23 protein-coding genes and 2 pseudogenes are annotated in these 24,192 nt (G+C 71.9%); 6 read left to right on the top strand and 19 right to left on the bottom strand.

Features of this window, described 5'->3' with window-relative positions:
* Window positions 1-102: 102 nt before the first annotated feature.
* Window positions 103-324: a hypothetical protein gene (locus ABZ887_RS37060; RefSeq protein WP_361299687.1), complete on the top strand. Its 222-nt coding sequence runs from the start codon at window positions 103-105 to the stop codon at window positions 322-324.
* A gap of 91 nt (window positions 325-415) precedes the next feature.
* Here ABZ887_RS37060 and ABZ887_RS37055 read toward each other — a convergent pair whose 3' ends face one another.
* Genes ABZ887_RS37055 through ABZ887_RS37030 form a run of 6 tightly spaced genes read right to left on the bottom strand, consistent with a single transcriptional unit; the run spans window position 416 to window position 5,147 of the window.
* A complete protein-coding gene (locus ABZ887_RS37055) occupies window positions 416-766 on the bottom strand; it encodes a cytidine deaminase (RefSeq protein ID WP_361299684.1) in 351 nt (116 codons plus the stop codon).
* Between the two features lie 60 nt (window positions 767-826).
* Window positions 827-1,846, bottom strand: coding sequence for a S66 peptidase family protein (locus ABZ887_RS37050; RefSeq protein ID WP_361299682.1), 1,020 nt, complete (start codon window positions 1,844-1,846; stop codon window positions 827-829).
* Window positions 1,847-1,889: 43 nt separating this feature from the next.
* Window positions 1,890-2,249 carry an MmcQ/YjbR family DNA-binding protein gene (locus ABZ887_RS37045; protein WP_361299679.1) on the bottom strand — a complete coding sequence of 120 codons (360 nt, stop codon included), beginning with the start codon at window positions 2,247-2,249 and terminating at the stop codon, window positions 1,890-1,892.
* The gene (locus ABZ887_RS37040) at window positions 2,246-3,547 is read right to left on the bottom strand and encodes a hemolysin family protein (protein ID WP_361299676.1); all 1,302 of its coding nucleotides are present in this window, start codon (window positions 3,545-3,547) and stop codon (window positions 2,246-2,248) included. Before ABZ887_RS37040 ends, ABZ887_RS37045 begins: the two co-directional genes overlap by 4 nt.
* A 20-nt stretch (window positions 3,548-3,567) precedes the next feature.
* Window positions 3,568-4,065: an rRNA maturation RNase YbeY gene (gene ybeY / locus ABZ887_RS37035; RefSeq protein WP_181802918.1), complete on the bottom strand. Its 498-nt coding sequence runs from the start codon at window positions 4,063-4,065 to the stop codon at window positions 3,568-3,570.
* 14 nt (window positions 4,066-4,079) lie between these two features.
* A complete protein-coding gene (locus ABZ887_RS37030) occupies window positions 4,080-5,147 on the bottom strand; it encodes a PhoH family protein (protein WP_361299673.1) in 1,068 nt (355 codons plus the stop codon).
* Window positions 5,148-5,402: 255 nt separating this feature from the next.
* Between ABZ887_RS37030 and ABZ887_RS37025 the strand changes: the two genes are divergently transcribed.
* Window positions 5,403-6,092, top strand: coding sequence for an FAD binding domain-containing protein (locus tag ABZ887_RS37025; RefSeq protein ID WP_361299670.1), 690 nt, complete (start codon window positions 5,403-5,405; stop codon window positions 6,090-6,092).
* Window positions 6,093-6,315: 223 nt separating this feature from the next.
* Here the strand turns inward: ABZ887_RS37025 and ABZ887_RS37020 are convergent, their stop codons facing one another.
* Both ABZ887_RS37020 and ABZ887_RS37015 read right to left on the bottom strand, forming a co-directional pair.
* The gene (locus tag ABZ887_RS37020; protein ID WP_361299667.1) at window positions 6,316-7,491 is read right to left on the bottom strand and encodes a PfkB family carbohydrate kinase; all 1,176 of its coding nucleotides are present in this window, start codon (window positions 7,489-7,491) and stop codon (window positions 6,316-6,318) included.
* Window positions 7,492-7,669: 178 nt separating this feature from the next.
* Window positions 7,670-8,611 carry a 5-dehydro-4-deoxyglucarate dehydratase gene (locus tag ABZ887_RS37015; protein ID WP_361299664.1) on the bottom strand — a complete coding sequence of 314 codons (942 nt, stop codon included), beginning with the start codon at window positions 8,609-8,611 and terminating at the stop codon, window positions 7,670-7,672.
* 115 nt (window positions 8,612-8,726) lie between these two features.
* On the opposite strand from ABZ887_RS37015, the gene ABZ887_RS37010 reads away from it, so the two are divergent.
* Together ABZ887_RS37010 and ABZ887_RS37005 are read left to right on the top strand one after the other, a co-directional pair.
* A complete protein-coding gene (locus ABZ887_RS37010) occupies window positions 8,727-9,503 on the top strand; it encodes an IclR family transcriptional regulator (RefSeq protein WP_361299661.1) in 777 nt (258 codons plus the stop codon).
* A 518-nt stretch (window positions 9,504-10,021) separates the two neighbouring features.
* Window positions 10,022-10,408: pseudogene (locus ABZ887_RS37005) on the top strand (MFS transporter); the annotation flags it as partial.
* Here ABZ887_RS37005 and ABZ887_RS37000 read toward each other — a convergent pair.
* The 10 genes and pseudogenes from ABZ887_RS37000 to hrcA form a co-directional block, all read right to left on the bottom strand.
* Window positions 10,405-11,424: an adenosine deaminase gene (locus ABZ887_RS37000; protein WP_361299658.1), complete on the bottom strand. Its 1,020-nt coding sequence runs from the start codon at window positions 11,422-11,424 to the stop codon at window positions 10,405-10,407. The pseudogene ABZ887_RS37005 and the gene ABZ887_RS37000 sit on opposite strands and share 4 nt — an antisense overlap.
* A gap of 20 nt (window positions 11,425-11,444) precedes the next feature.
* A complete protein-coding gene (locus tag ABZ887_RS36995) occupies window positions 11,445-12,359 on the bottom strand; it encodes a ribonuclease Z (protein WP_361299655.1) in 915 nt (304 codons plus the stop codon).
* 6 nt (window positions 12,360-12,365) lie between these two features.
* Window positions 12,366-12,719 (bottom strand): histidine triad nucleotide-binding protein, encoded by a 354-nt coding sequence (locus ABZ887_RS36990; RefSeq protein WP_361299652.1) that lies wholly within the window; start codon window positions 12,717-12,719, stop codon window positions 12,366-12,368.
* Window positions 12,720-12,810: 91 nt separating this feature from the next.
* Entirely contained in the window at window positions 12,811-16,038 is a 3,228-nt protein-coding gene (locus ABZ887_RS36985; RefSeq protein WP_361299650.1) for a S41 family peptidase, read from the bottom strand.
* Between the two features lie 46 nt (window positions 16,039-16,084).
* Window positions 16,085-16,654, bottom strand: coding sequence for a hypothetical protein (locus tag ABZ887_RS36980; protein ID WP_361299647.1), 570 nt, complete (start codon window positions 16,652-16,654; stop codon window positions 16,085-16,087).
* A 110-nt stretch (window positions 16,655-16,764) separates the two neighbouring features.
* Window positions 16,765-16,833 (bottom strand): annotated as a pseudogene (locus tag ABZ887_RS36975) (VOC family protein); the annotation flags it as partial.
* Window positions 16,834-17,156: 323 nt separating this feature from the next.
* On the bottom strand, window positions 17,157-17,915 hold the full coding sequence (locus ABZ887_RS36970; protein ID WP_361299644.1) for a 16S rRNA (uracil(1498)-N(3))-methyltransferase: 759 nt from the start codon (window positions 17,913-17,915) through the stop codon (window positions 17,157-17,159).
* Entirely contained in the window at window positions 17,912-19,003 is a 1,092-nt protein-coding gene (locus tag ABZ887_RS36965; RefSeq protein WP_361299641.1) for a nitronate monooxygenase, read from the bottom strand. Before ABZ887_RS36965 ends, ABZ887_RS36970 begins: the two co-directional genes overlap by 4 nt.
* Before the next feature lie 587 nt (window positions 19,004-19,590).
* Complete coding sequence (gene dnaJ, locus ABZ887_RS36960) at window positions 19,591-20,727, bottom strand: molecular chaperone DnaJ (RefSeq protein WP_217549614.1); 1,137 nt, start codon at window positions 20,725-20,727, stop codon at window positions 19,591-19,593.
* Complete coding sequence (gene hrcA, locus ABZ887_RS36955) at window positions 20,728-21,744, bottom strand: heat-inducible transcriptional repressor HrcA (protein ID WP_361299638.1); 1,017 nt, start codon at window positions 21,742-21,744, stop codon at window positions 20,728-20,730.
* Window positions 21,745-21,915: 171 nt separating this feature from the next.
* Between hrcA and ABZ887_RS36950 the strand changes: the two genes are divergently transcribed.
* Both ABZ887_RS36950 and ABZ887_RS36945 read left to right on the top strand, forming a co-directional pair.
* A complete protein-coding gene (locus ABZ887_RS36950; RefSeq protein WP_361299635.1) occupies window positions 21,916-22,638 on the top strand; it encodes an MBL fold metallo-hydrolase in 723 nt (240 codons plus the stop codon).
* Window positions 22,639-22,672: 34 nt separating this feature from the next.
* Window positions 22,673-23,488: a DUF3097 domain-containing protein gene (locus ABZ887_RS36945; RefSeq protein ID WP_361299632.1), complete on the top strand. Its 816-nt coding sequence runs from the start codon at window positions 22,673-22,675 to the stop codon at window positions 23,486-23,488.
* Here ABZ887_RS36945 and ABZ887_RS36940 read toward each other — a convergent pair.
* Window positions 23,466-24,044, bottom strand: coding sequence for a Uma2 family endonuclease (locus ABZ887_RS36940; RefSeq protein WP_361299629.1), 579 nt, complete (start codon window positions 24,042-24,044; stop codon window positions 23,466-23,468). The two genes, ABZ887_RS36945 and ABZ887_RS36940, sit on opposite strands and share 23 nt — an antisense overlap.
* Window positions 24,045-24,192 lie beyond the last annotated feature (148 nt).

Raw genomic sequence — 24,192 nt, 5'->3', positions numbered from 1 at the left:
GGCCTGGGGGTTTCGGGGGCTCCGGGGTTGGCGAGGAACGCGGCAGACAGCGATGAGTGAGCTCCGGGCCACCTTCCCGGCGACATCTCCAGGAGCAGCGGAATGACACACGACACTGTGGATCCGGCGACGATCACGACAGCGATGGCCGTACAGATTCGCACGTGGCGCGTCGACGAGGATTTCAGCTGGCGCGCGGTGGCCCAGGCCGCATCCGATCTCTGGGGCTCCGAATACGGCAGCAACCAGCTCTACGGCGAAGACCTCTGCGCGGCCGCCGCGCAGGTGCTGGGCGAAAACCCCTACCGCGAACCCTGGAACTGACGCCTCGCGCCATCGAGCGCCGGAACCGCACCACCCAGGTGCGGCCCCGGCAAACCTTCCCGGTCCCCCAGACCGGGACGCCGCTCACCCACTAGGCCGGGACAGTGAGGCGTACCTCCCCGTCCGGGCCCGCCAGGAGTACCGGTGTCCCCGGTCCCCCGAGATCCCGTACCGCGGCGAGGTCGTCCGCCGAAAGCCCCTCCGCCGCCGACACCACCGCCGCCGCCTCCAGCGACTCCGCCCCCGAGGCCACCGCCATCGCCACCGCCGTCCGCAGCGCGCTCAGCTTCAGCGAGGCCAGCTCCACGGTCCCCGCCACATACGTACGGCCCGTCGAGTCCCGCACGGCCGCCCCCTCGGGCACCCCGTTGCGGGCCCGGGCCGAGCGGGCCAGGGTGACGATCTTGCGGTCCTCGGCATCAAGCGCGTTGCTGTCGGTCATGCCCCGAGCATACGAACAACCCGGACCACCCCCGAGCTCCTCCCCCGCCCCCGGACGGAGTCAGTCGAGGGTCTGGACGATCTGACTCCGTTCCGCGGAGTGCAGCACCCGCCCGCGCGCGCCGTTCACGAGCGGCAGGAACGGCGGCACATGCCCGCACTCCACGTCCGCGACGACCGGCACGCCGAGCGGCCCGAGCGCGTCGAGCACGGCCTCGTGCTGGCTGAGAGTCGGGCTGCCGGGCGCCCTGGTCCGCCCGACGAGCACCGCGGCCGCCCGGTCGAAGAACCCGGCGAGCCGCATGCCGTGCAGGTTCCGGCAGACGGTGAACGCGTTGTCCTCGCAGGCCTCGACATAGACCAGCAGCGGTTCCTCCCCGGCGAAGCCGGCGGTGTCCAGGTACGGCGTCCCGGCGACACTGGCGAGGGTCTCGATGCAACCGCCGATCAGCCGCCCCTCGACGTCCAGGTCCCCGTTTCCGTCGAGCCGGGTCCAGGCGCCCTCGGCGTCCAGGGTGAGGTCCCTGATGCCGGGCTCCGCGATCCAGTCGTCCCGTCCGGCGGCCCGGTACCGCCCCGGCGGGGTCTGGGTGAACGGCCGCCCCTGGGGCGCGGCCACGACGTCCAGCCAGGACGCGAGACCCTCCGGCGGCCGGTAGGGCGTTTCCATCAGGCAGTTGCCGTGCACGGTCGCGACGCCGGTGCGCAGGGTCAGCGGGGTGATGAGGGTCGACATGTCCGAGTAGCCGACGACCCAGGTCGGTTCGGCCCGCCCGATGGCCTCGAAGTCGAGCAGCGGCAGGAGGTCGATACCGGTCTCGCCGCCCCACGGGGGTACGACGGCCCGGATCGACGGGTCGATCAGCATCCCGGTGAGTTCGGCGGCCCGCTCTGCGGCCGGTGCGCTGATGTGCGTGGAACCGTCCATGCACCGGCCGGTCACCACCTCGTACCCGCGCTCCTCGACCGTACGGACCGCCGCGGCGAGCCGTCCGCGCAGCACCTCGGGCACTCCACTGGACGGGGAGGTCACACCGACGCGGTCACCGGGGCGCAGGGGGCGCGGGTATCTGATGGTCATGGAGGACATCCGACCGTGCCCCTGCCACCCCGGGCAACCTGATTCACGGCCGGTCCAGGCGCAGTCGTTCCGTCTTCGGGAGGCCGGCCACGACGAGGTCGTAGGAGTCCTCGATCAGGTCCTGGACGAGCCGGTCGGGGAGGGTGCTGTCCACCGTCACGGTGTTCCAGTGCCGCTTGTTCATGTGGTAGCCGGGGGCGATCAGGCCCTCGTGCTCGGTGCGGAGCCGGATCGCGTCGTCGGGGTCGCACTTGAGGTTGACCTTGAGGGGCTCCGCGTCCATCCAGCTCAGCGCGAACATCTTGCCGAGCACCTTGAAGACCGAGATGTCCGGGTTGAAGGGGAAGTCCTCCTCGGCCGCGTTGAAGGAGAGGCAGAAGGCTCGGAGCTGGTCCGGGGTCACTCGGGGTCGTCCTCCGCGGCGTCGGGTGCCGGTATCGGCTCCACCAGTACCGTCACGATCTTGTTGCGGCGGCCGGCGGCCGACTCGGCGGTGAGGGCCAGCCTGCGGCCGTCGGGGAGTTCGACCTGGGCGGAGGCACCGGCGATCGGCACCCTGCCGAGGGCCTTCGCGAGCAGGCCGCCGACGGTCTCCACGTCCTCGTCGTCGTACTCCTCCAGGCCGTACAGCTCGCCGAGGTCGGTGATGTCGAGGCGGGCGGTGACCCGGTAGCGGTCGTCGCCGAGGCCGGTGACGGGCGGGAGTTCGCGGTCGTACTCGTCGGTGATCTCGCCGACGATCTCCTCCAGGATGTCCTCGATGGTGACGATCCCGGCCGTGCCGCCGTACTCGTCGATGACGACGGCGACGTGGTTGCGTTCCTTCTGCATCTCGCGCAGCAGGTCGCCGGCGTTCTTGGTGTCGGGCACGAAGAACGCGGGCCGCATCGCGGTGGAGACCAGGTCGGACTCGGCCTCCCGGCTGATGTGCGTCTTGCGGACCAGGTCCTTCAGATACACGATCCCGACAATGTCGTCCTCGCTCTCCCCGGTGACGGGGATCCGGGAGAAACCCGAGCGGAGGGCGAGGGTGAGGGCCTGGCGGATCGTCTTGTACCGCTCGATGACGACGAGGTCGGTGCGCGGGACCATGACCTCCCGGACCAGGGTGTCGCTCAGCTCGAAGACCGAGTGCACCATGCGGCGCTCCTCGTCCTCGATCAGGGACTCCTGCTCGGCGAGGTCCACCAGGGCGCGCAGTTCGGCCTCGGAGGCGAACGGACCGCGCCTAAAGCCCTTGCCGGGGGTGAGCGCGTTGCCGAGGAGGATGAGGAGGTACGGGATCGGGCCCATGACGCGGGCCAGCGGCAGCAGGACGTACGCGGCGGCCGTCGCCGTGTTCAGCGGGTGCTGGCGGCCGATGGTGCGCGGGGAGACGCCGACGGCGACGTACGACACGAGCACCATCACGCCGATCGCGGCGAGCAGCGCCTGCCAGGTGGTCGGGATCTCCTGCAGGCAGGCGTACGTGACCAGCGCCGCGGCCGCCATCTCGCAGGCGACCCGGACCAGCAGCGCCACGTTGAGGTAGCGGGTGGGGTCGGCGGCGACCTGGGCGAGCTTGGCGCTGCCGCGCCGCCCGGACTTCACCGCCTCATCGGCCCGGAAACTGGAGACGCGGGCGATACCGGCCTCGGCGCAGGCGGCCAGCCAGGCGACGACGACCAGCGCGATCGCTCCGAGGACGATCTGCGGACTCATACGAATTCGACCCGGCCCGCTTACGAGACCGTCGGCGCCGGGGACGGGCCGGTCAGGCCCTGCTCCGCGCGCCAGCCGTCCACGATGGCCGCCTGCAGGCCGAACATCTCGGCCTTCTCGTCGGGCTCCTCGTGGTCGTAGCCGAGCAGGTGCAGCACGCCATGGACGGTGAGCAGCTGGAGCTCCTCGTCCATGGAGTGCTGGGTCTCGGCCTCGGCCCCCTGCTTGGCGGCGACCTCCGGGCAGAGCACGATGTCGCCGAGCAGCCCCTGCGGCGGCTCCTCCTCGTCCTTCGACGGCGGCCGGAGCTCGTCCATCGGGAAGGACATGACATCGGTCGGCCCGGGCAGGTCCATCCACTGGATGTGCAGCTGCTCCATGGCGTCGGCGTCCACGACGATCACCGAGAGCTCGGAGAGCGGGTGGATGCGCATCCGCGCGAGGGCGTAGCGGGCGATGTCGAGGATCGCCTGCTCGTCGACCTCGGTTCCGGACTCGTTGTTGACGTCGATCGACATGGCGCTGTGCTTGTCTACTTCCCCTTGTGCGCGGACTTCGAGCGGCCGCCCTGGTGCGCGCCGTTCTCCGTGCCGTGCTTGCTGTCGTACTTCTCGTACGCGTCGACGATACGGCCCACCAGCTTGTGCCGTACGACATCGTGGGACGTGAGACGGGAGAAATGCACGTCCTCCAGGCCCTCCAGGATGTCCTGCACCTGGCGAAGGCCGGACTTGGTCCCGTTGGGCAGGTCGACCTGCGTCACGTCACCCGTGATCACGATCTTCGACTCGAAGCCGAGCCGGGTGAGGAACATCTTCATCTGCTCGGGAGAGGTGTTCTGGGCCTCGTCGAGAATGATGAAGGCGTCGTTGAGGGTGCGGCCGCGCATGTAGGCGAGCGGCGCCACCTCAATGGTCCCGGCCGCCATCAGGCGCGGGATCGAGTCCGGGTCGAGCATGTCGTGCAGCGCGTCGTACAGCGGGCGCAGGTACGGGTCGATCTTCTCGTAGAGCGTGCCCGGCAGGAAGCCGAGCCGCTCGCCCGCCTCGACCGCCGGCCGGGTCAGGATGATGCGGTTGACCTGCTTGGACTGCAGGGCCTGCACCGCCTTGGCCATGGCCAGGTAGGTCTTGCCGGTGCCCGCGGGCCCGATGCCGAAGACGATCGTGTGCTTGTCGATCGCGTCGACGTACCGCTTCTGGTTGAGGGTCTTGGGGCGGATGGTGCGGCCGCGCGAGGACAGGATGTTCTGTGTCAGAACCTGGGCCGGGGTCTCCTCCGGGCCCTCCCCGTTCTCGCTCGCCCGCAGCATGGCGATCGAGCGTTCCACTGCGTCCTCCGTCATCGGCTGTCCGGTGCGGAGCACCAGCATCATCTCGTCGAACAGGCGCTGTATGAGGGCGACTTCACGGGCATCGCCGACCGCGCTGATCTCATTGCCCCGGACGTGGATGTCGGCCGCCGGGAAGGCCTTCTCGATCACGCGCAGCAGGGAGTCGCCGGATCCCAGCACGGTGACCATCGGGTGCTGGGCGGGAACCTCGAACTGAGCTCGGGCCTGCTGCTGCGCGGGGGTGTGAGCTGTGGGTGTCTGAGTCATGGGCCGGCGCTTAAGGCCTGCGGTTCCTCCTCGTCACGGCCGCGTAGCTGAGGGCGGCCTCGCGATATCAAGCGTACGACGCGGGACTGACAACGCTGTAGGCCTTTTCACAGCGGAGGGCGCCCCCACTGCGGCAGTGAGCCCTGCATGCGCTCCTGCACGCCGGGGCAGAATCCCTGCCGTCACTGCCATACGTGGTCGGGGGGCCGCGTTCGCTCGCTCCACGCCACCTGTCCGCACAGAAAGCAGGTAGCCGTGCAGCTGCGTCTGCCCACCTCCGTGTCCGAGGCCCGGGAATGTCTGGCCGAGGGGGCGATACCCGTCGGCGGAGCGACCCTGATATGGGCCGCGTGGCAGCGGGACGGCTTCCCGGAACAGGCGGTGTCCCTGCGGAAGGTGCCGGAGGCGACGGCGGTCGGGGACGGGGTGCTCGGCGGCGCGGTCCTTCTCCACCAGGTGGACGACCGGGTCCCGGAGATACTGCGGCAGGCGGCGAAGGGCGTCGGCACGGGGGCGGTGCGCCGGACGGCGACGGTGGGCGGGAACATCGCCGGGTCGAGTCTGCGGGACCTGCTGCCGGCGGCGATCGCGCTGGACGCGTGGGCCGACGTGCTCACGGCGGACGGGGTGGACCGGGTGGACCTGGCCGAGGTGCAGGCCAAGTCGCCGGTGCTGCTGGCGCTGCGCTGGCGGGAGCCGGTGAAGGGGGCGTACGCGAAGGTGGCGGATCCGGCGGGCGGGGAGGTGCCGACGATCGCCGCGGCGGCGGTGGACACGGAGGGTGTGCTGAGGGTCGCGGTGCGGGAGGGGTACGTGGTGAGCAGCGGGAGTGTGGGGGCCGAGGGGGGCGGGGTGGAGGAACTGTTCGCCGGGGCGTTGTCGGGGGTGTCGGAGGCGGGGCGGTCGCTGGTGCGTCAGCAGGTTGCCGGAGTGCTCGGGCAGTAGGTGCGGGGTGGTGACGGCCGCTGTCCACCTGCGGGCCGGTGGGGGCTGGTCGCGCAGTTCCCCGCGCCCCTGACGGGGCGCTGCCCAGCCGCGTCTTCCAGCTTCAGCCACGGGCAGGCGTGCCGCAGGGCGGCACGGGTGGGCGCGGGCGGCACCCCGCCAACGCGGGCGAGTGAAACCCCCCGGCCCCAGCCCCCACCTACCGCACCCGCACCGTCGGCCGTCACCCCGCCCGTCCGAACCCGATCGTCGGTACCGCCCTCCGCAGCGGCCACGGCCTCACCTGGTCCTCCTCCGGCACCAGGCCCTCCAGGAACGCGTACCGGCGCAGCGCCGCCGGATCCTGCCCCGCCACCGACTGCACCTTCCGCCACCACGCCCCGATCTCCGACCACCCGGGAGCGGACAGGGAGCCGCCGAACTCCTGGACGGACAGCGCCGCCGTGAGGCCCGCGAAGGCGAGGCGGTCGGCCAGCGGCCAGTCGGCGAGCGTCCCGGTGACGAAGCCGGCGACGAAGACGTCGCCCGCCCCGGTCGGGTCGAGGGCCTCCACGGCGATCGCCGGGACCTCCGCGGACTCGCCGGTCCGCCCGTCGACCGCGTACGCGCCCTCCGACCCGAGGGTGACGACGGCAAGCGGCACGTACGCGGTGAGCGCGTGCGCCGCGGCCCGCGGGCAGTCCTCGCCGGTGTACCGCCTCGCCTCCTCCGCGTTCGGCAGGAACGCCTCGCAGTGCTCCAGGTCGGCGAGGCCCGCGAGGTCCCAGGCACCGGTGTCGTCCCAGCCGACGTCGGCGAAGATCCGGGTCCCCTCGGCAGCCGCCCTGGCGATCCAGGGGTTGCGTGTGCCGGGCGTGAGGGAGGCGACGGCGGCACGGGCGTGGGCGGGGTGCCCGGGGGCGTTCTGCTGGCGGAACAGCGTGTCGGCGGGCGGTTCGTGACCGTGCGAGACCATGGTGCGTTCCCCCTCGTACGCCATGGACACGGTGACCGGCGAGTGCCAGCCGCGCACCTTCCGGGACGGGGAGAGGTCGATGCCCTCGCCCTGGGCGAGCGCGTCCCAGCAGTACTCGCCGTAGTGGTCGTCGCCGAAGGCGGCCGCCAGGGAGGTCTTCAGGCCGAGGCGGGCGAGGGCGGTGGCCATGTTGGCGACGCCGCCGGGGCTGGAGCCCATGCCCCGGGCCCAGGACTCGGTGCCGCGCACCGGCGCGGAGTCGAGGCCGGTGAAGACGATGTCGAGGAAGACGGTGCCGGTGAGGTAGACGTCCCAGGGCGGGTCGTCCGGCGTGCGCAGGCCGGCCAGCGGGTCGACCTGCGCGGCGCAGTGCGGTGCTGTTGCTCCCCTGTCGTCGTCGAGGTACTCCGGTTCCTCTCCGGCGAACGCGTTGGACGCGGTCACGGTGCGCTCCCTGACGTGGTGCGGATCCGGCCAGTCTGCACCATGGCGCGGGAGCGGCGGCCGCTCTCGCCGTACGACCGCCCGAACGGGCGGCGCTGTCGGCGGGGTGCCGTCGGCGCCCGGCTCGTGCCCGCCCCGCGTGTTCAGCAGGTGGGGCGGACGCCGGTGACGGCGGGGTTCACCGCGCGGCCCCCACGAGGCCGAGGCCGGTGGTGAGCAGTGCGTCGAGGTCGGCCAGGTCGGCGGCGGACGGGTCGGTGAGCGGGGCGCGCACGGGACCCACCGGCCGGCCGCGCAGCCGGGCCGCCGCCTTCACCAGCGACACGGCATATCCGGGCACCCGGTCCCGCAGTTCGACGAACGGCACGTAGAAGTCGCGCAGCAGCTTGTCGACCGTGCCCTGGTCGCCGCTCTGCAGGGCGGCGAAGAAGGCGTCGGCGATCTCGGGGGCGAAGGCGTGCACGGCGGAGGAGTAGGCGGGGACGCCGACCGTCGCGTAGGCGCGGGCCTGGATCTCGGCGGTGGCGGCGCCGTTGAAGAAGAGGAAGCCGTCCGGGGCGGCGAGGGTGAGCCGCTGGAGCCGGTCGAGGTCGCTGTGTCCGTCCTTGAGGCCGATGACGCCGGGGATGCCGGCGATTCGCGCCAGCGACTCGGCGGTGTACGCGACCTGGCCGCGCTGGTAGACGACGAGCGGCAGCCCGGTCCGGCCCGCGATCGCCTCGACCTGCGCGACGAGTCCGTCCTGCGGGGCGCCGACGAGGTAGTGCGGGAGCACGAGCAGGGCGTCCGCGCCGGCCTCCTCGGCGATGCGCGCGAACCGGACGGCCTGCGCCCAGCCGTAGCCCACCCCCGCGACCACCGGCACCTGCCCGCCGGCCGCCTCGACCGTCACGCTCACCACCTGCCGGTACTCGTCCTCGTCCAGCGAGAAGAACTCCCCGGTGCCGCAGGCCGGGAAGAGGGCGCCGGGCCCGGCGGCCAGCTGCCCCGCGACGTAGGCCCGGAATCCGTCCACGTCTAGGGACCCGTCGGCGTGGAACGAGGTCAGCGGGAACGACAGCACCCCGCCCGCCATCCCGTCCCGCAGCCTCCGCACCACATGCTCCGGCTGTCCGGTCACCCCACCCATCTCCGTCTCCCCATATAGATAGCATCCAAGTACAAGAACCGAGACTAGATATGCGAACGCACCCCCGTCAACGGCGCACACCGCCCCGCCCCTCTACGATCTGCACATGTCCGAGACAGCAGGCGTCCGCGAAGTGAAGTCCGCGGCGCGCACGGTGGAGCTGCTGGAGCTCCTCGCGGCCCGCGGCGACCGCCCGGCCCGCCTCCAGGAACTGGCGGACGAACTCGGCGTCCCGCGCAGTTCGATGTACGCCCTCCTCCAGACGCTGATCACGAGGGGCTGGGTGCGTACCGACACCACCGGTTCCCTCTACGGCGTCGGCATCCGCACCCTGCTGACCGGCACCGGCTACCTGGACTCCGACCCGCGCGTCCGCCTCGTACGCCCCTACCTCGACGAGGCCTCGGAGGCGCTCGGCGAGACGATCCACCTGGCCCGCCTGGACGGCCCGGACGTGGCGTACCTGGCGACCCGGGAGTCCCACGAGTACCTGCGCACGATCAGCAGGGTGGGCCGGCGCCTCCCGGCCCACGCGGGCGCCCTCGGCAAGGCGCTGCTGGCGGAACGCCCGGACGCCGACCTCCCCGCGGGCCCCTACCGGCCCCTCACCCCCCGCACCCACACCACCCGCGACGCCCTCCGTGCCGACCTGGCCGGGGTCCGCGCCCGCGGCTACTCGACCGACCGCGAGGAAAGCGTCCTCGGCATCACCGGCTTCGGCTTCGCCCTGCGCTACGACACCCCGCCCCAGGACGCGATCAGCTGCTCGGTACCGCTGGCCCGCCTGACGCCGGAGCACGAGGCGGAGATCGTGGCGGTGATGCAGGAGACCCGCACGAGAATCGAATCAGCGACAACGGGCGGCACGGTCAACTGGCGCTGAGAAGTGGCATGTCGGGGGGACACGGTCCCTGTCAACACACAACTGGACAGCGCCCCGTAAGGGGCGCTGGGGGTACCCCCGGCCGAAGGCTGGGGGTACCCCCGGCCGAAGGCTGGGGGTACCCCCGGCCGAAGGCTGGGGGAGGAACTGCGCGACCAGCCACGACGGACCCGCAGCCGCCGACTCACCGCTCCCCCACGGCGCCTGGCGCGGCTACCCCCTCCCCCGCCCCCGAAACCCCACCGTGCCCCACATCACACCCCCCACCCTTCTTCCGTTCCCCCTCCCCTGATACAAATTCTCCGCGCATTCCTGTCCCTCGACGGCCTGCGCCCAACCCCCTTTCTTGAGCCGCTCCTTCCGCATGCCCTGGGAACGCCCGTGTCCGCCCCCGCACCATCCCCTGGCCCCTCGTCGCCCTTTTCACGGCCGGGTACCTGGCCCCGTACCTCCTCCCGACCACCGTCGGCAGGCTCGAATCGGGGCTCCCTCTCTCCGCCACCCAGGCAGGCGCCATCGGCACCGTACTGATCGCCGGCTGCATCGCGCTCAGCGCGTCCGCGACCGACCTGACGACGTTCGCGGCCGGCGAGATCGCCTGGAACCTGCTCTACCCGGTCGTCCTGTCGTACGTCATCGGGCTCGCCGCCGCCCTGGACCCGCGGGGCCGCTGGGCGGTGCTGGTCGGGTCGGCGTCGTCGCTGGGGACGGCCGTCGGCCCGATGACCGGCAGCCTGCTGGCGGCGCGGGCCGGTTTCCCGGCGATGGGGACGGTCCTCGCGGTGGCCCTGCTGGCGGTCGCGGTACCGCTGACGGCGGTGGCGCTGCGCCGCAGGACCACCACCGTCACGACCGGCCCGGCGCGCACCGGCGAGGCGCCGGTGCGACTGGACGTCGCGGCCTAGTTGCCGCCTGAGTTGCCGCCTGCCGGGCCGAACTCGTAGGCGTCCACCTCGGCGAGGTACCGCGCCCGCAGTTCCTCGTCGTCCTCCAGGAAGGAGGCGAGGAAGGAGTTGCGGGCCAGTTCCCGCATCTGTTCCCTGGTCAGGCCCAGGGCGTCGCGCACGGCGTGGTAGTTGTCGGCGACGTAACCGCCGAAGTAGGCCGGGTCGTCGGAGTTGACCGTGCACAGCAGCCCGGCCTCGATCATGGCCGGAAGCGGGTGCTCGGCGAGCACGTCGACCGCGCGCAGCCGGACGTTCGACAGCGGGCACAGCGTCAGCGGGATCCGCTCCCGCACCAGCCGGGCGACCAGTTCCGGGTCCTCCATGCAGCGCAGCCCGTGGTCGACGCGCTCGATGCCGAGCAGGTCCAGCGCCTCGGTGATGTACTCCGGCGGACCCTCCTCACCCGCGTGGGCGACCCGCCGCAGCCCCAGCTCGGCCGCGGCCTCGTACACCTCGCGGAACTTGACCGGCGGATGCCCGACCTCGGCCGAGTCCAGCCCGATGCCGGTGATCCGGTCGAGGTGGGGCTTCGCGGCGTCCAGCGTCTCCATCGCCGACTCCGCGGACTCGTCCCGCAGGAAGCACATGATCAGGCGGGTGGAGATCCCGTGGTTCTCGGCGCTGCGGCCGAGCGCCCGCCACAGGCCCTCGACGACCGTCCCCATGCCGACGCCGCGGGCGAGGTGCGCCTGCGGGTCGAAGAAGATCTCGGCGTGCCGCACGCCCTGGGCGGCGGCCCGCGCGAGATACGCGTTCGCGAGGTCCTCGAAGTCCTGCTCGGTGCGCAGGACGGCCATGAGCTCGTAGTAGAGGTTCAGGAAGGACTGCAGGTCCTCGAACCGGTACGCCTCGCGCAGCGCGTCGGTGTCCGGGTACGGCAGCTCGACGCCGTTGCGCGCGGCCAGCCGGAACGCCAGCTCGGGCTCCAGGGTGCCTTCGATGTGGAGGTGCAGTTCTGCTTTGGGGAGGGCCATCAAAGCATGGTACGGCCGCTTCACCTGCGCTTCGGAACCGGCACGAGGAGCAGGTCGTGGGCGACGGTCAGCTCGCCCTCGTAGCCGGCGGCCCGTGCCTGCCGTTCGAAACTCTCGGGGTTCTCGGGTTCCGGGTAGCGCTGGCTGAAGTGGGTCAGCACCAGGTGCCGTACGCCGGCGTCCCGGGCGACGGCGGCGGCCTGACCGGCGGTCAGGTGGCCGTGTTCCGCGGCGAGCCGGGCGTCCTCGTCGAGGAACGTCGACTCGATGACGAGCAGGTCGCAGCCCTCGGCGAGGGCGTGCACGCCGTCGCACAGCCGGGTGTCCATCACGAACGCGAACCGCTGGCCGCGGCGCACCTCGCTGACCTCGTCGAGCGTGACGTCCCCGAGGACGCCCTCGCGCTGGATCCGGCCGACGTCGGGGCCGGTGATGCCGTGCGCGGCGAGCCGTTCGGGCAGCATGCGGCGGCCGTCGGGCTCGGTGAGCCGGTAGCCGTACGACTCGACGGGGTGCGAGAGCTTGCGGGCCTGGAGCGTGTAGGAGCGGGTGGCCGCGAGGTCGCCGTCCGCGTCGACGGGGGCCTCGGTGATGCCGACGGTCTCGCGGTAGGCGGTGGCGTACCGGAGCCGGTCGAAGAAGCGCTGCCCTGACTTCGGGTAGTGCGCGGTGACCGGGTGCGGGACCTGGTCGAGGTTGATGCGCTGGATGACCCCGGCGAGGCCGAGGGAGTGGTCGCCGTGGAAGTGGGTGACGCAGATCCGGTTCAGGTCGTGGGCGGCGACCCCGGCCCGCAGCATCTGCCGCTGGGTACCCTCGCCGGGGTCGAAGAGGATGCCCTCGCCGTCCCAGCGCAGCAGGTAGCCGTTGTGGTTGCGGTGCCGGGTGGGGACCTGGCTGGCGGTGCCGAGGACCACCAGTTCACGTACGGACACGGCGAGTTATCCGGGGGGCCACTGCAGGCCGCGGCCGCCGAGGACGTGGGCGTGCGCGTGCCAGACGGTCTGGCCGGCGCCGCTGCCGGTGTTGAGGACGATGCGGTAGCTCTCCAGCTTGTCCTCGTCGGCGACGGCCTGGGCCTCACGCAGTATGTCGGCGGCGATGGCGGGTTCGCCCGCGGCGAGCTCGGCCGCGTTCTTGTAGTGGACCCTGGGGATCACCAGGACGTGGGTGGGTGCCTGGGGGTTGATGTCCCGGAAGGCGACGGTGGTGTCCGTCTCCCGGACGATCGTCGCCGGGACGTGGCCTGCGACGATCTTGCAGAACAGGCAGTCGTCCTGGGGTTCCCCGGCCATGTTTTCTCCTCGCCCGGTGATCAGTTCCGGGGGCATCGTAGTCGGTTTGGCTGCGGGCCGGTGGGGGCTGGTCGCGCAGTTCCCCGCGCCCCTAAGAGGTCGGCAAAGTCGGCGGAGTCTTCGCAGGCACCGCCTCCAAGGCCTCCAGTGCCATCCGCACCGCCTCGTCCAGCTGGGGATCCCTCCCCGCCCCCCAGTCCTGCGGGGTCTGTACGACCTCCACGTCCGGGTCGACGCCGTGGTTCTCCACGCCCCAGCCGTAGCCCTCCAGCCAGAACGCGTACTTCGGCTGGGTGACCAGGGTGCCGTCGACCAGGCGGTAGCGGCTGTCGATGCCGATCACACCGCCCCAGGTGCGGGTGCCGACCACCGGGCCGATGCCCAGTGCCTTGATCGCCGCGTTGACGATGTCGCCGTCCGAGCCGGAGAACTCGTTGGCGACGACCACGACCGGTCCCCGGGGCGCGTCCTTCGGGTAGCTGAACGGCCGCATGCCGCGCGGCAGGTCCCAGCCGACGATCCGCCGGGCCAGTTTCTCCACCACGAGCTGGGAGGTGTGCCCGCCGCGGTTCTCCCGGACGTCCACGACGATGCCCTCACGGGCCATCTCCACGCTCAGGTCGCGGTGGATCTGGGCCCAGCCGGGTGCCTGCATGTCGGGGACGTGGAGGTAGCCGAGGCGGCCGCCGGAGAGTGCGTGGACGTGGGCCCGGCGGTCGGCGACCCACGCGTGGTAGCGCAGCGGCTCCTCGTCGGCGACCGGGACGACGACCGGGTGCCGCAGGTCGCCGCCGCCCGCCGGGGACACGGTCAGTTCGATCGCCTTGCCCGCGGTGCCGACGAGGAGGGGGCCGGGACCGGTCACCGGGTCGACGGGGCGGCCGGCGACGGCCACGATCGCGTCGCCGGGGTGCACCGCGGCGCCGGGTGCTGCAAGGGGGGAGCGGGCGCCGGGGTCGGAGGTCTCGGCGGGCAGGATCCGGTCGATCCGCCAACTGCCGTCCTCGTGCCGGGAGATGTCGGCGCCGAGCAGGCCCTGGCGGGCACCGTTGCCGTAGCCGCCGCGCGGGGTGACGTAGGCGTGCGAGGTGCCGAGTTCGCCCTGGACCTCCCAGAGCAGGTCGACGAGGTCGTCGTGGGTGGCGACCTGCTCGACGAGCGGGCGGTAACGGTCGAGGACACCGTCCCAGTCGACGCCGCCGAGGTCCGGGCGCCAGAACTGGTCGCGCATGATGCGGCCGGTCTCGTCGAACATCTGCCGCCACTCGGCGGCCGGGTCGACGGTCTGCCGGACCCGGGCCAGGTCGACGGTGATGTTGGTGTCGCTGTCGTCGTCGCCGGAGGCGCGACGGTCGCTGGGTACGACCTTGAGCTTGCTGTCGGCCCACAGCAGGACGCGCTTGCCGTCGCCGCTGACCTCGAAGTGGTCGGCGTCGGAGGAGAGGTACTCGATGCGCTGCTGGGCGAGGTCGTAACGCTCCAGCTCGGTCTTGGGCGCCGGGTCCTCGGGGTGGGCGCGGGAGGCGCCGAGCACGCCGCGCACCGGGTGGCGCAGCCAGAGCACGCCGTCCTTGGCGGTGCGGAGCGTGGAGTAGCGGCCGGCCTCGACGGGGAAGGGCACGATCCGGTCGGCGAGGCCCTCCAGGTCGATGCGGGTGGCGGGGGTGCCCTCGGCGTCCGGGGTCTCGTCCTTGTCCGGGGTCTCGAAGGGGCGGCCGTGCCGCTGCGGGCCGAACGGCGAGGGGGTGGTGGCGGCGAGGGTGATCAGGTGCGGGCGGTCGCCGACCACGAAGGCCAGGTCGAAGACGTGCTCGTCGTAGACCGGGTCGAAGGAGCGGGTGGAGAGGAACGCGAGGTGCTTGCCGTCGCGGGTGAAGGCGGGGTCGTAGTCCCGGAACCGCAGCGGGGTCGCCTCGGTGACGGTGAGGTCGGTGGTGTGGGCGATGCGGAGCTGGCAGAGCCCGCCGGCGCCGGGGTGGGACCAGGCGAGCCAGCCGGAGTCGGGCGAGAAGGCGAGGCCCGAGACGTCGCCGTCCTCGCTGCGGTCGACCTCGCGGACCTCGCCCGTCTCCCGCTCGACGAGAAGCAGCCGGCCGTCGTGGGCGGCGACGGCGACCCGGCCGCCGTCGGGGGCGACGGCGAGTTCCAGGACCCGGCCGAGCTGTCCGGCGGCGATCCGGCGGGGGGTGGCGCCGGGCACCAGCCCGGTCGCGGGAGCGAATTCCAGGGCGTCGTCGCCCTCGGCGTCCGTCACCCACACCACCCACTCCTCCGCGTCCGCGCGGAAGGTGACGGGCAGCCGGGCCCGCACCCCGGGCTGGGCGACGAGCGCCCGCGCCGGACCGGACCGGTGGGTCACCCAGTGCACGCCGCCGCGCACCAGGACGGCGCTGCCGCGCGCGGTGTGGTCGGGCGAGGCCGAGCTGAACCAGCGGGCCGCGTTGACCGGGTACGGCTGCCGGTCCACACGGGGTCCGCCGAGCCGGATGTCCAGGCGGCGCGGTTCGGCGCCCTCCAGGTCGTCGAGGAGCCAGAGCTCACCGGCCGAGGCGTAGACGACGCGGGTGCCGTCACCGGAGGCGTGGCGGGCGTAGAAGCCGTCGAGGGGGGTGTGCCGGCGCAGGTCGGAGCCGTCGGCGAGGGAGGAGTACAGCGCCCCGGTGCCCTCGTGGTCGGACAGGAACGCGATGCGCTCCCCGGCCCACACGGGGTACTCCAGGTTCCCGTCCAGCTCCGCGTGCAGCCGTACGAACGCGCCGGCGCCCTCCGCGCCTTCGACGTCCCGGTCGATCCACAGTTTGCCCGCCGTACCGCCCCGGTACCGCTTCCACCAGGCCGCCTCCCGCCCCATCGGCGCGGACAGCAGCACGGTGTGCGGGCCCTGGGCGACATGGCCGACCGGGCCGTAGGGCAGGACGGTGGACGGGCCGCCGTCGAGCGGGACGGTGTGGGCCCAGCTGCGCCGGAGGCTGGCCTGGCCGTGGGTGGTGATCGCGAGGACCTGCCCGTCGGCGGTCCAGCCGCGTACCTGGGTGCGGGCGCTCCCCCAGTGCGTCAGACGGGTGGACGAGCCGCCGTCGACGGGAGCGAGGTGGATCTCGGGGGCGCCGTCGCGGGTGGAGGTCCAGGCGACCGTGGTCCCGTCGGGCGAGATGCGCGGCAGTGTCACGGGGACGTTGTCGGCGCTGACCCGCCAGGCACGGCCGCCGTCCAGGGGCGCCAGCCACACGTCGTCCTCGGCGGTGAAGGCGACCAGGTCGCCGTGGACGTGCGGAAATCGGAGGTAGGACCGCGGTCCGTTCGCTGCACCCTGAGTCACTCGCTCAGCCTATGCATCGGGGCGTGTTCCCGGTGGCCGATTTCGATCACTTGCCCTGCACCGGCCAGCACTTGGGGTCGCCCTGGCACCAGACGGTCTTCGTGACGGTCACGGTGGGGCCGGGCTGCTGCCCGTAGGTGGGCGGCCGGTAGGTGCTGTACGTCGGCCCGGGTGTGGCGTCGCAGTTGCCCAGCCCGTTCACCCGGAACCACTCCTTGCCGCCGACCTTGGCCACGAGGTTCCCGCGTACACAGGCCCCGCTGACGGCCTTGGTGACCCGGCCGGTGACGGTGATGCTCCGGCCGTCCTCGGTCCGGCCCTGGCAGTCGACGGAGACGACGGTGGTGGAGGTGGAGGTGGCCGACGGCGTCTTCGTGCTCTTCGTGCTCGCCGCCGCTGAGCCGTAGTTGCCGGTGCAGGTGAGCCAACTGACGTCGACGTGCTGCCGTTTCAGCTCGGCGGTGGCGGTCCGGTCGGTGGTGTAGGCGACCGTCGCGGTGTTCAGGTCGCTGGGCTGGCAGGCCACCGCACCGCCCACGGCGATCACCGCGAGCCCGGTCACGGCCGCCACCCTGGTCCCGCGCGGCCGGCGCCAAATCCGCCTCAATACCCCCATGGAGGGCAGCCTGCCACCGTCGCGCCGGTGACGGTAGAGGGCATACGGCCACTCACGCGTTCGAAGAGGTCCCCCGCACCGGTGCCCCCTCCCTCAGGTCCCCGGATCCCTCAGGTGCGCAGCAGCAGCCACTCCTGCAGCTCCACCAGGTTCCCCTCCGGGTCCTTGAGGTGGGCGACCCCTGCCACAGACCGTCACCAGCGTGCAGCAGGGGCCGCAGAAGCTCCACGCACCTCGGCGTAGAAGCGTTGACGCCCTCACCTGCGAGTGCAGGCGATTCCGGTCCGTGCCGTGCGTGGCACCACCACGGGTACCTGCTTCGCAGGCCCTCGCCGTTCCCCGGAGGGAGCTGGTCTTACAGGGCCTCCACAGGCCTGACTTCCCGCCCGTCCGGCGGTAGATCCTGTCGGATGAAGCGACCGTAGCAGCGCAGCTGGCTCCACTTGGCGAGTTTCCCCGGCGTCCCACCCTCAAGGGTCAAGCCCCGCACAAGTGGCCGACGTCAGGACCAGCGGCCGGTGCGCCCGAGCAGCAGGGCCGCGGCCGCCGTCCCGGCGGTCGACGTGCGCATCACGGTAGGCCCCAAGGTGTACGCCCTGGCGCCCGCCTCCTCGAAGAGCGCCACCTCGTCCCGGGCGACACCGCCTTCGGGCCCGACGACCAGCACGATCTCACCCGCGGCGGGCAACCGGACCTCCGCGAGGGGCTCGCTGCCGTGCCCGAAGTCGGAGTGGAGCACGGCGGCGAGGTCGGCCTTGGCCAGAAGTGCCGCAACCTGCTTGGTCGTCGCCGCGTCCGCGACTTCCGGGAACCGCACCCGGCGGGACTGCTTGCCGGCCTCACGGGCGGTGGCCCGCCACTTGGCGAGCGACTTCAGGCCCCGCTCGCCCTTCCACTGGGTGATGCAGCGGGCGGCCTGCCAGGGCACGATCGCGTCGACACCGACCTCGGTCATGGTCTCCACGGCGACCTCGCCCCGGTCCCCCTTGGGCAGTGCCTGCACGACGGTGATCCGCGGCTGCGGCACGGGCTCCTCGGCGACGCCGTCCAGCACCGTCACCACCAGCCGGTCCTTGCCCTCGGCGGCCCGCACGACACCCTCGGCCCAGCGCCCGTGCCCGTCGGTGAGGATGACGTCCTCACCGGGCTGCAGCCGCTTCACGGAGACGGCGTGCCGCCCCTCGGCCCCGTCCAGCACGACCTCGCCACCGGAGCCCCCGGGCACCACGAGCGGATCGACCACGAACACCGGAGCAGTCACCGTCCGCCCCCCTCGCCCTCGGTCCCCTCGGTCGACAACGCTGTCGACGCGGCGGCGAGTTCCTCCGCGAGGGTCTCCACCAGGTGCCCGGCGGACAGCTCGCGGGCCATCCGGTGCCCCTGCCCGGCCCACAGGGCCATGCCCTGCGCGTCGCCTGCCTTGGCGGCGGCCTTGCGCAGCGGGGAGGTGAGGTGGTGGACCTCCGGGTAGGCGGCGGGCGCGTACGGGCCGTGCTCGCGCATGAACCGGTTGACCAGGCCGCGGGCGGGCCGCCCGGAGAACGCCCGGGTCAGCGCGGTCCGCGTGAACAGCGGGTCGGTGAGCGCCTGCTTGTGCACGTCGGCGGCGCCGGACTCCGGGGTGGCCAGGAAGGCCGTACCCAGCTGGGCCGCGCTCGCCCCGGCCGCCAGTACGGCCGCGATCTGGCTGCCGCGCATGATGCCGCCCGCGGCGACGACCGGGATCCCCACGGTCTCCCGCACCTGGGCGACCAGCGACAGCAGCCCGATCCCGGACCCGTCGTTCTCCGCCACGTCCCGGTGGGTGCCCTGATGGCCCCCGGCCTCGACTCCCTGGGCGATCACCGCGTCCGCCCCGGCCCGCTCGACGGCGAGGGCCTCCTCGGCGGTGGTGGCGGTGACCAGCGTGACCGTCCCGGCCCGCCGCAGGGAGTCCAGCACCTCCCGCGTCGGCACACCGAAGTGAAAGGAGACGGCGGCCACCGGGTTGTCCAGCAGCACGGCCAGCTTGGCCTCGTACCCGTCGTCCCGGCCGCTGTCCGGGTCGCCGAGCTCGGTCTCGTACCAGGCGGCCTCACCGGCCAGCTGATGTGCGTAGACCTCCACGGCCCCCGACTCGGCGTACTCCGGCTGCGGCATGAAGAGATTCACGCCGAAGGGGCGACCGGTCAGCCCCCGCAGTTGCTTGATCTCCTGGTACATCCCGTCGGCGGTCTTGTACCCGGCAGCGAGGAACCCCAGCCCGCCCGCCTCGGACACGGCGGCGGCGAGCTGCGGCACGGAGACCCCGCCGGCCATGGGGGCCTGCACGATCGGAATGGGGAAGAGATCGGTCAGTGCGGAGGACATGACGGCATGTTGTCACGTCCTCCGAACAAGTCCGAATCGGGCTGCCCCTTTGGCACATGCCAGAAATTTCCCCGCCCCACAACCACCTTGACCTGCCGACCTCACCCCTTCACCGACCGAGCCGAGAGACGGCCTCACCCCTTCACCGACCGAGTCGCCGGGGCCTCTCCCCTTCGTCGGCCGAGTCGCCGGGGCCTCTCCCCTTGGCCGACCGAGTCGCCGAAGCCTTGCCTCTTCACCGACTGAGTCGAGCCGGCCTCGTCTCTTCGCCGACCGAGTCGCCCCGGCCGCACCTCTCCATCGGCCGAGTCGAGCCGACCGCACCCCTTCATCGGCCGAGTCGAGCCGACCGCACCCCTTCATCGGCCGAGTCGAGCCGACCGCACCCCTTCATCGGCCGAGTCGAGCCGACCGCACCCCTCCATCGACCGAGTCGAGGCGACCGCACCCCTTCGTCGGCCGAGTCGGGTGGCGGCCTCGCCTCTTCATCGGCCGAGTCGGGTGGTGGGTGGGCATGGGTTTCGGGGGTCCAGGGGGCGGAGCCCCCTGGTGGGGTCGAAGGGGCGGAGCCCCTTCACGGTGACCCGTCAACGCCCGTTGAACGCGTCCTTCAGCCGGCTGAACAGCCCTTGCTGACCGGGCTGGAACTGCCCCGTCGGCCGCTCCTCCCCGCGCAGCTTCGCCAGCTCGCGCAGCAACCGCTCCTGCTCAGGGTCGAGCTTGGTCGGAGTCGTCACCTCGACGTGGACGATCAGATCACCCCGGCCGCCACCGCGCAGATGCGTGACCCCACGCCCGTGCAGCGGAATCGACTGCCCGGACTGCGTGCCCGGCCGGATGTCGACCTCCTCAAGACCGTCCAGCGTCTCCAGCGGCACCTTCGTACCGAGCGACGCCGCCGTCATCGGAATCGTCACCGTGCAGTGCAGATCGTCCCCGCGCCGCTGGAACGTCGAGTGCGGCAGCTCGTGGATCTCGACGTACAGGTCACCGGCCGGACCGCCACCCGGCCCGACCTCACCCTCACCGGCGAGCTGGATCCGCGTGCCGTTGTCGACACCGGCCGGGATCTTCACGGTCAGCGTCCGCCGCGACCGCACCCGCCCGTCACCCGCGCACTCGGGGCACGGCGTCGGAACCACCGTCCCGAACCCCTGGCACTGCGGGCAGGGCCGCGAGGTCATGACCTGGCCCAGGAAGGACCGCGTCACCTGCGAGACCTCACCACGGCCCCGGCACATGTCACACGTCTGGGCGGAGGTGCCCGGCGCCGCGCCCTCACCGTTGCAGGTGTTGCAGACGATCGCCGTGTCGACCTGGATGTCCTTGGTCGTGCCGAAGGCCGCCTCGTCGAGCTCGACCTCGATCCGGATCATCGCGTCCTGGCCGCGCCGCGTACGCGACCTCGGCCCGCGCTGGGACGCCGTACCGAAGAAGGCGTCCATGATGTCGGAGAAGTTCCCGAAGCCACCGGCCCCGAAGCCCCCGGCGCCCGCGCCCCCGCTCTGCGAGAGCGGATCGCCGCCGAGGTCGTAGACCTGCTTCTTCTGCGGGTCCGACAGCACCTCGTAAGCGGCGTTGATCTCCTTGAACCGCTCCTGGGTCTTCGGATCCGGGTTGACGTCCGGGTGCAGCTCGCGCGCGAGCCGACGGAAGGCCTTCTTGATCTCTTCCTGCGACGCGTCGCGGCGCACGCCGAGAACGGCGTAGTAGTCCGTGGCCACTTACGACTCCGCCAGGATCTGTCCGACGTACCGTGCCACCGCTCGTACCGCTCCCATCGTTCCCGGGTAATCCATGCGGGTCGGTCCGACCACGCCGAGTTTGGCGACTGCCTCGCCGCCCGAACCGTAGCCGACCGACACCACGGACGTGGAGTTGAGTCCCTCGTAGGCGTTCTCGTGACCGATGCGTACGGTCATGCCCGAATCCCCGGCCTCGCCAAGGAGCTTGAGCAGCACGACGTGCTCCTCCAGTGCCTCCAGGACGGGCCGGATCATGAGGGGAAAGTCATGTCCGAAGCGGGTGAGATTGGCGGTGCCGCCGATCATCAGCCGCTCCTCGTTCTCCTCGACGAGCGTCTCCAGCAGGGTGGAGAGCACCGCCGAGACCGCGCCGCGGTCCTCGACCTCGAAGGCTTCCGGCAGGTCCTCCACCAGCCGGGGCACGTCCGAGAACCGGCGCCCCGCGACCCGGCTGTTCAGCCGCGCCCGCAGATCCGCCAGAGACGTTTCCCCGAAGGGCGCCGGGCAGTCGACCATCCGCTGCTCGACCCGCCCGGTGTCGGTGATCAGCACCAGCATCAGCCGGGCCGGAGCCAGCGAAAGCAGTTCCACGTGCCGCACGGTGGACCGCGTCAGCGACGGGTACTGCACGACCGCGACCTGCCGCGTCAGCTGCGCCAGCAGCCGTACGGTCCGCGCCACGACGTCGTCGAGATCGACGGCGCCGTCGAGGAAGTTCTGGATGGCCCGCCGCTCGGGCGCGCTCATCGGTTTGACGCCGGCCAGCTTGTCGACGAACAGCCGGTAGCCCTTGTCGGTGGGGATCCGCCCCGCGCTGGTGTGCGGCTGGGCGATGTACCCCTCGTCCTCCAGGGCGGCCATGTCGTTGCGCACGGTCGCCGGGGAGACCCCGAGGTTGTGCCGTTCGGTCAGCGCCTTCGAACCCACCGGCTCCTCGGTGCCGACATAGTCCTGGACGATGGCGCGCAATACCTGAAGCCTGCGTTCACTCAGCATCCGGCGCCACACCTCCAGAAAGTCGTCCCGCGGCCTTTCGGGTCCTTCGGGTCTTTCGTCTGGCACTCTGCGAACGCGAGTGCCAGCATCCCCGGCCCAGTGTACGGCCGTGGGGTACTGACTGGGCAAGGTCGGTCAGGACCCATGGCGTTCTACGGCTAGCGTCGCGGCATGACGGTGACTTGGGAAGAGCTGGGCTGGGAGCGGGTGGCCGAAGGCGTCGGCCGGTGCCGGCTGCCGGGCTGGGACTGCACGGCCGGTCTGGTTCTCGGCGCGGGCACGGCTCTGATGGTGGACGCCGGCTCAAGCCTGGCGGAGGGCGCACGGTTGCGCATGGAGGCGCAGGCGCTCGCCCACCGCCGTGTGACCCATCTCGCGCTCACCCATCCGCATTTCGACCACGTCTTCGGCGCGGCCGCCTTCGCGGGCGCGAACCTGTACGCGGCGGTGGGCACCGAGGCCGTCTTCGCGTACGACCACGAGGCGCTCCGCCTGGACGCGGTCCGCAACGGTCTCCCCGCCCCCGAGGCCGAGGAGGCGGCCGACGCCCTCCCCCTCCCCCGTCACCTGGTCTCCGGCGAGTGGACCCTCGACCTCGGCGACGGCCGCCAGGCCCTGCTGGCCAACGTGGGCCCCGGCCACACCGCCCACGATCTCGCCGTCCTGGTCCCCGGCGACCCCGAGGTGGTGTTCTGCGGCGACCTGGTGGAGGAGTCCGGCGATCCCCAGGCCGGCCCCGACGCCGTACCGTCCCGCTGGCCCGCGGCCCTGGACCGCCTCCTGTCGCTCGGCGGCGAACGCGCCCTGTACGTGCCCGGTCACGGAGCGGTGGTGGACGCGGCGTTCGTCCGGGCGCAGCGCGACGCCCTGGCGGCCCGCTTCGGCGTGTCGTGACCACACCGCCCCGGCTTCTCCTATCGTCATCCGAATGCGCCAGTACTCCGCCGACCTGACCCCGCCGTGGAAGAAGCCGAAGCCGGTGCCCGAGGTGGCCGCCGCGCCCGGTCTGGTGGTGGAGGAGCCCGGTACCGGTTTCTGCGGCGCGGTGATCCGCTGCGAGGCGGGCACGGTCACCCTGGAGGACCGCTTCGGCAAACACCGCGTCTTCCCGCTGGAGCCGCGCGGCTTCCTCCTGGAGGGCCGCGTGGTCACCCTCGTACGCCCCACGTCGGCGGCCCCGGTACGCCCCTCCCGTACCGCTTCCGGCTCGGTCGCCGTCCCCGGCGCACGCGCGCGTGTCGCCCGCGCGGGCCGCATCTACGTGGAGGGCCGCCACGACGCGGAGCTGGTCGAGAAGGTCTGGGGCGACGACCTGCGCGTCGAGGGCGTGGTGGTGGAGTACCTGGAGGGCGTCGACGACCTCCCCGCCATCGTGGCCGAATTCGCCCCCGGCCCCGACGCCCGTCTCGGCGTCCTCGTCGACCACCTGCTCCCCGGCACCAAGGAGTGGCGCATCGCCCGGTCGGTCACCAGCGACCACGCCCTGGTCGTCGGCCACCCGTACATCGACATCTGGGAGGCCGTGAAACCGTCCTCCCTGGGCATCGCCGCCTGGCCCCGGGTCCCGCACGGCCAGGACTGGAAGACGGGCGTCTGCCGGGCGCTGGGCTGGCCCACCGACAACACGGGCGCCGTCTGGCAGGCGATCCTCGCGCGCGTGAGCTCCTACAAGGACCTGGAACCGGAGCTGCTGGGACGGGTGGAGGAACTGATCGACTTCGTCACGGGTAGCGGTGGGGCCTGACGTCGGGGAAGGTTCCGAACTCGCTGGTGTTCAGCTCGACGCCCAGAACATCCAGCATCAGCGGCTGGCCGAACTTCTCGATGTACTGCGCCCGGTAATTGGCGTCCTCGCCCTTCCCCTCGGGCTTCGTCAACAGAACGCACCGCGCCATGATCGGATCGATGATGAGATAGGCGGGCACGTTGCCTGCGGCATAGATCGAACGCTTGACGGCATAGTCGCGGTGAACGCTGTTCTTGGAAACGACCTCGACGACCATCGTGATCAATTGGCACGGCAGCAGACGCCCCGAATCGGGCAGGACGTCGCGTGCCACGATCACGAGATCCGGAACCGGCTCGCTTGCTTCGTCGACGACGTCTACGTCCTGGGTCTGGAGCGGATACCAGCGATCCAACGGGATCTGCCGCTCCGTGTGCAGCACGATCAGGTTGTGCACCAGATCGGGGCTGGCCATCATCACGATTTCCCCCCGCAGAAGCTCCGCTTTGAGTCCGACGGGCGGCTCAAAACGCTCGAAGAACTCTGCGACTCCACGTTCGTCCACAGCGGTCATCTCCGTGGCCTCGACATTCGCCGCACACTGTCAGCGGCAGCCTACGAACCAGGTTAGCCTCGATCGTTCATGAGTCCCCGGCAGCTTGCTGACGGGGACGTTGAGTCTGTGTGGTGGGATCTTTTCGGGGTTGGGGCAGGCTGAGGGC

The organism is Streptomyces sp. NPDC047061, assembly GCF_040643955.1.
Classification (GTDB): Bacteria; Actinomycetota; Actinomycetes; order Streptomycetales; family Streptomycetaceae; genus Streptomyces.
Note: the sequence above shows the minus strand (reverse complement) of the source record. Positions and strands in the feature narration are given on the sequence as shown.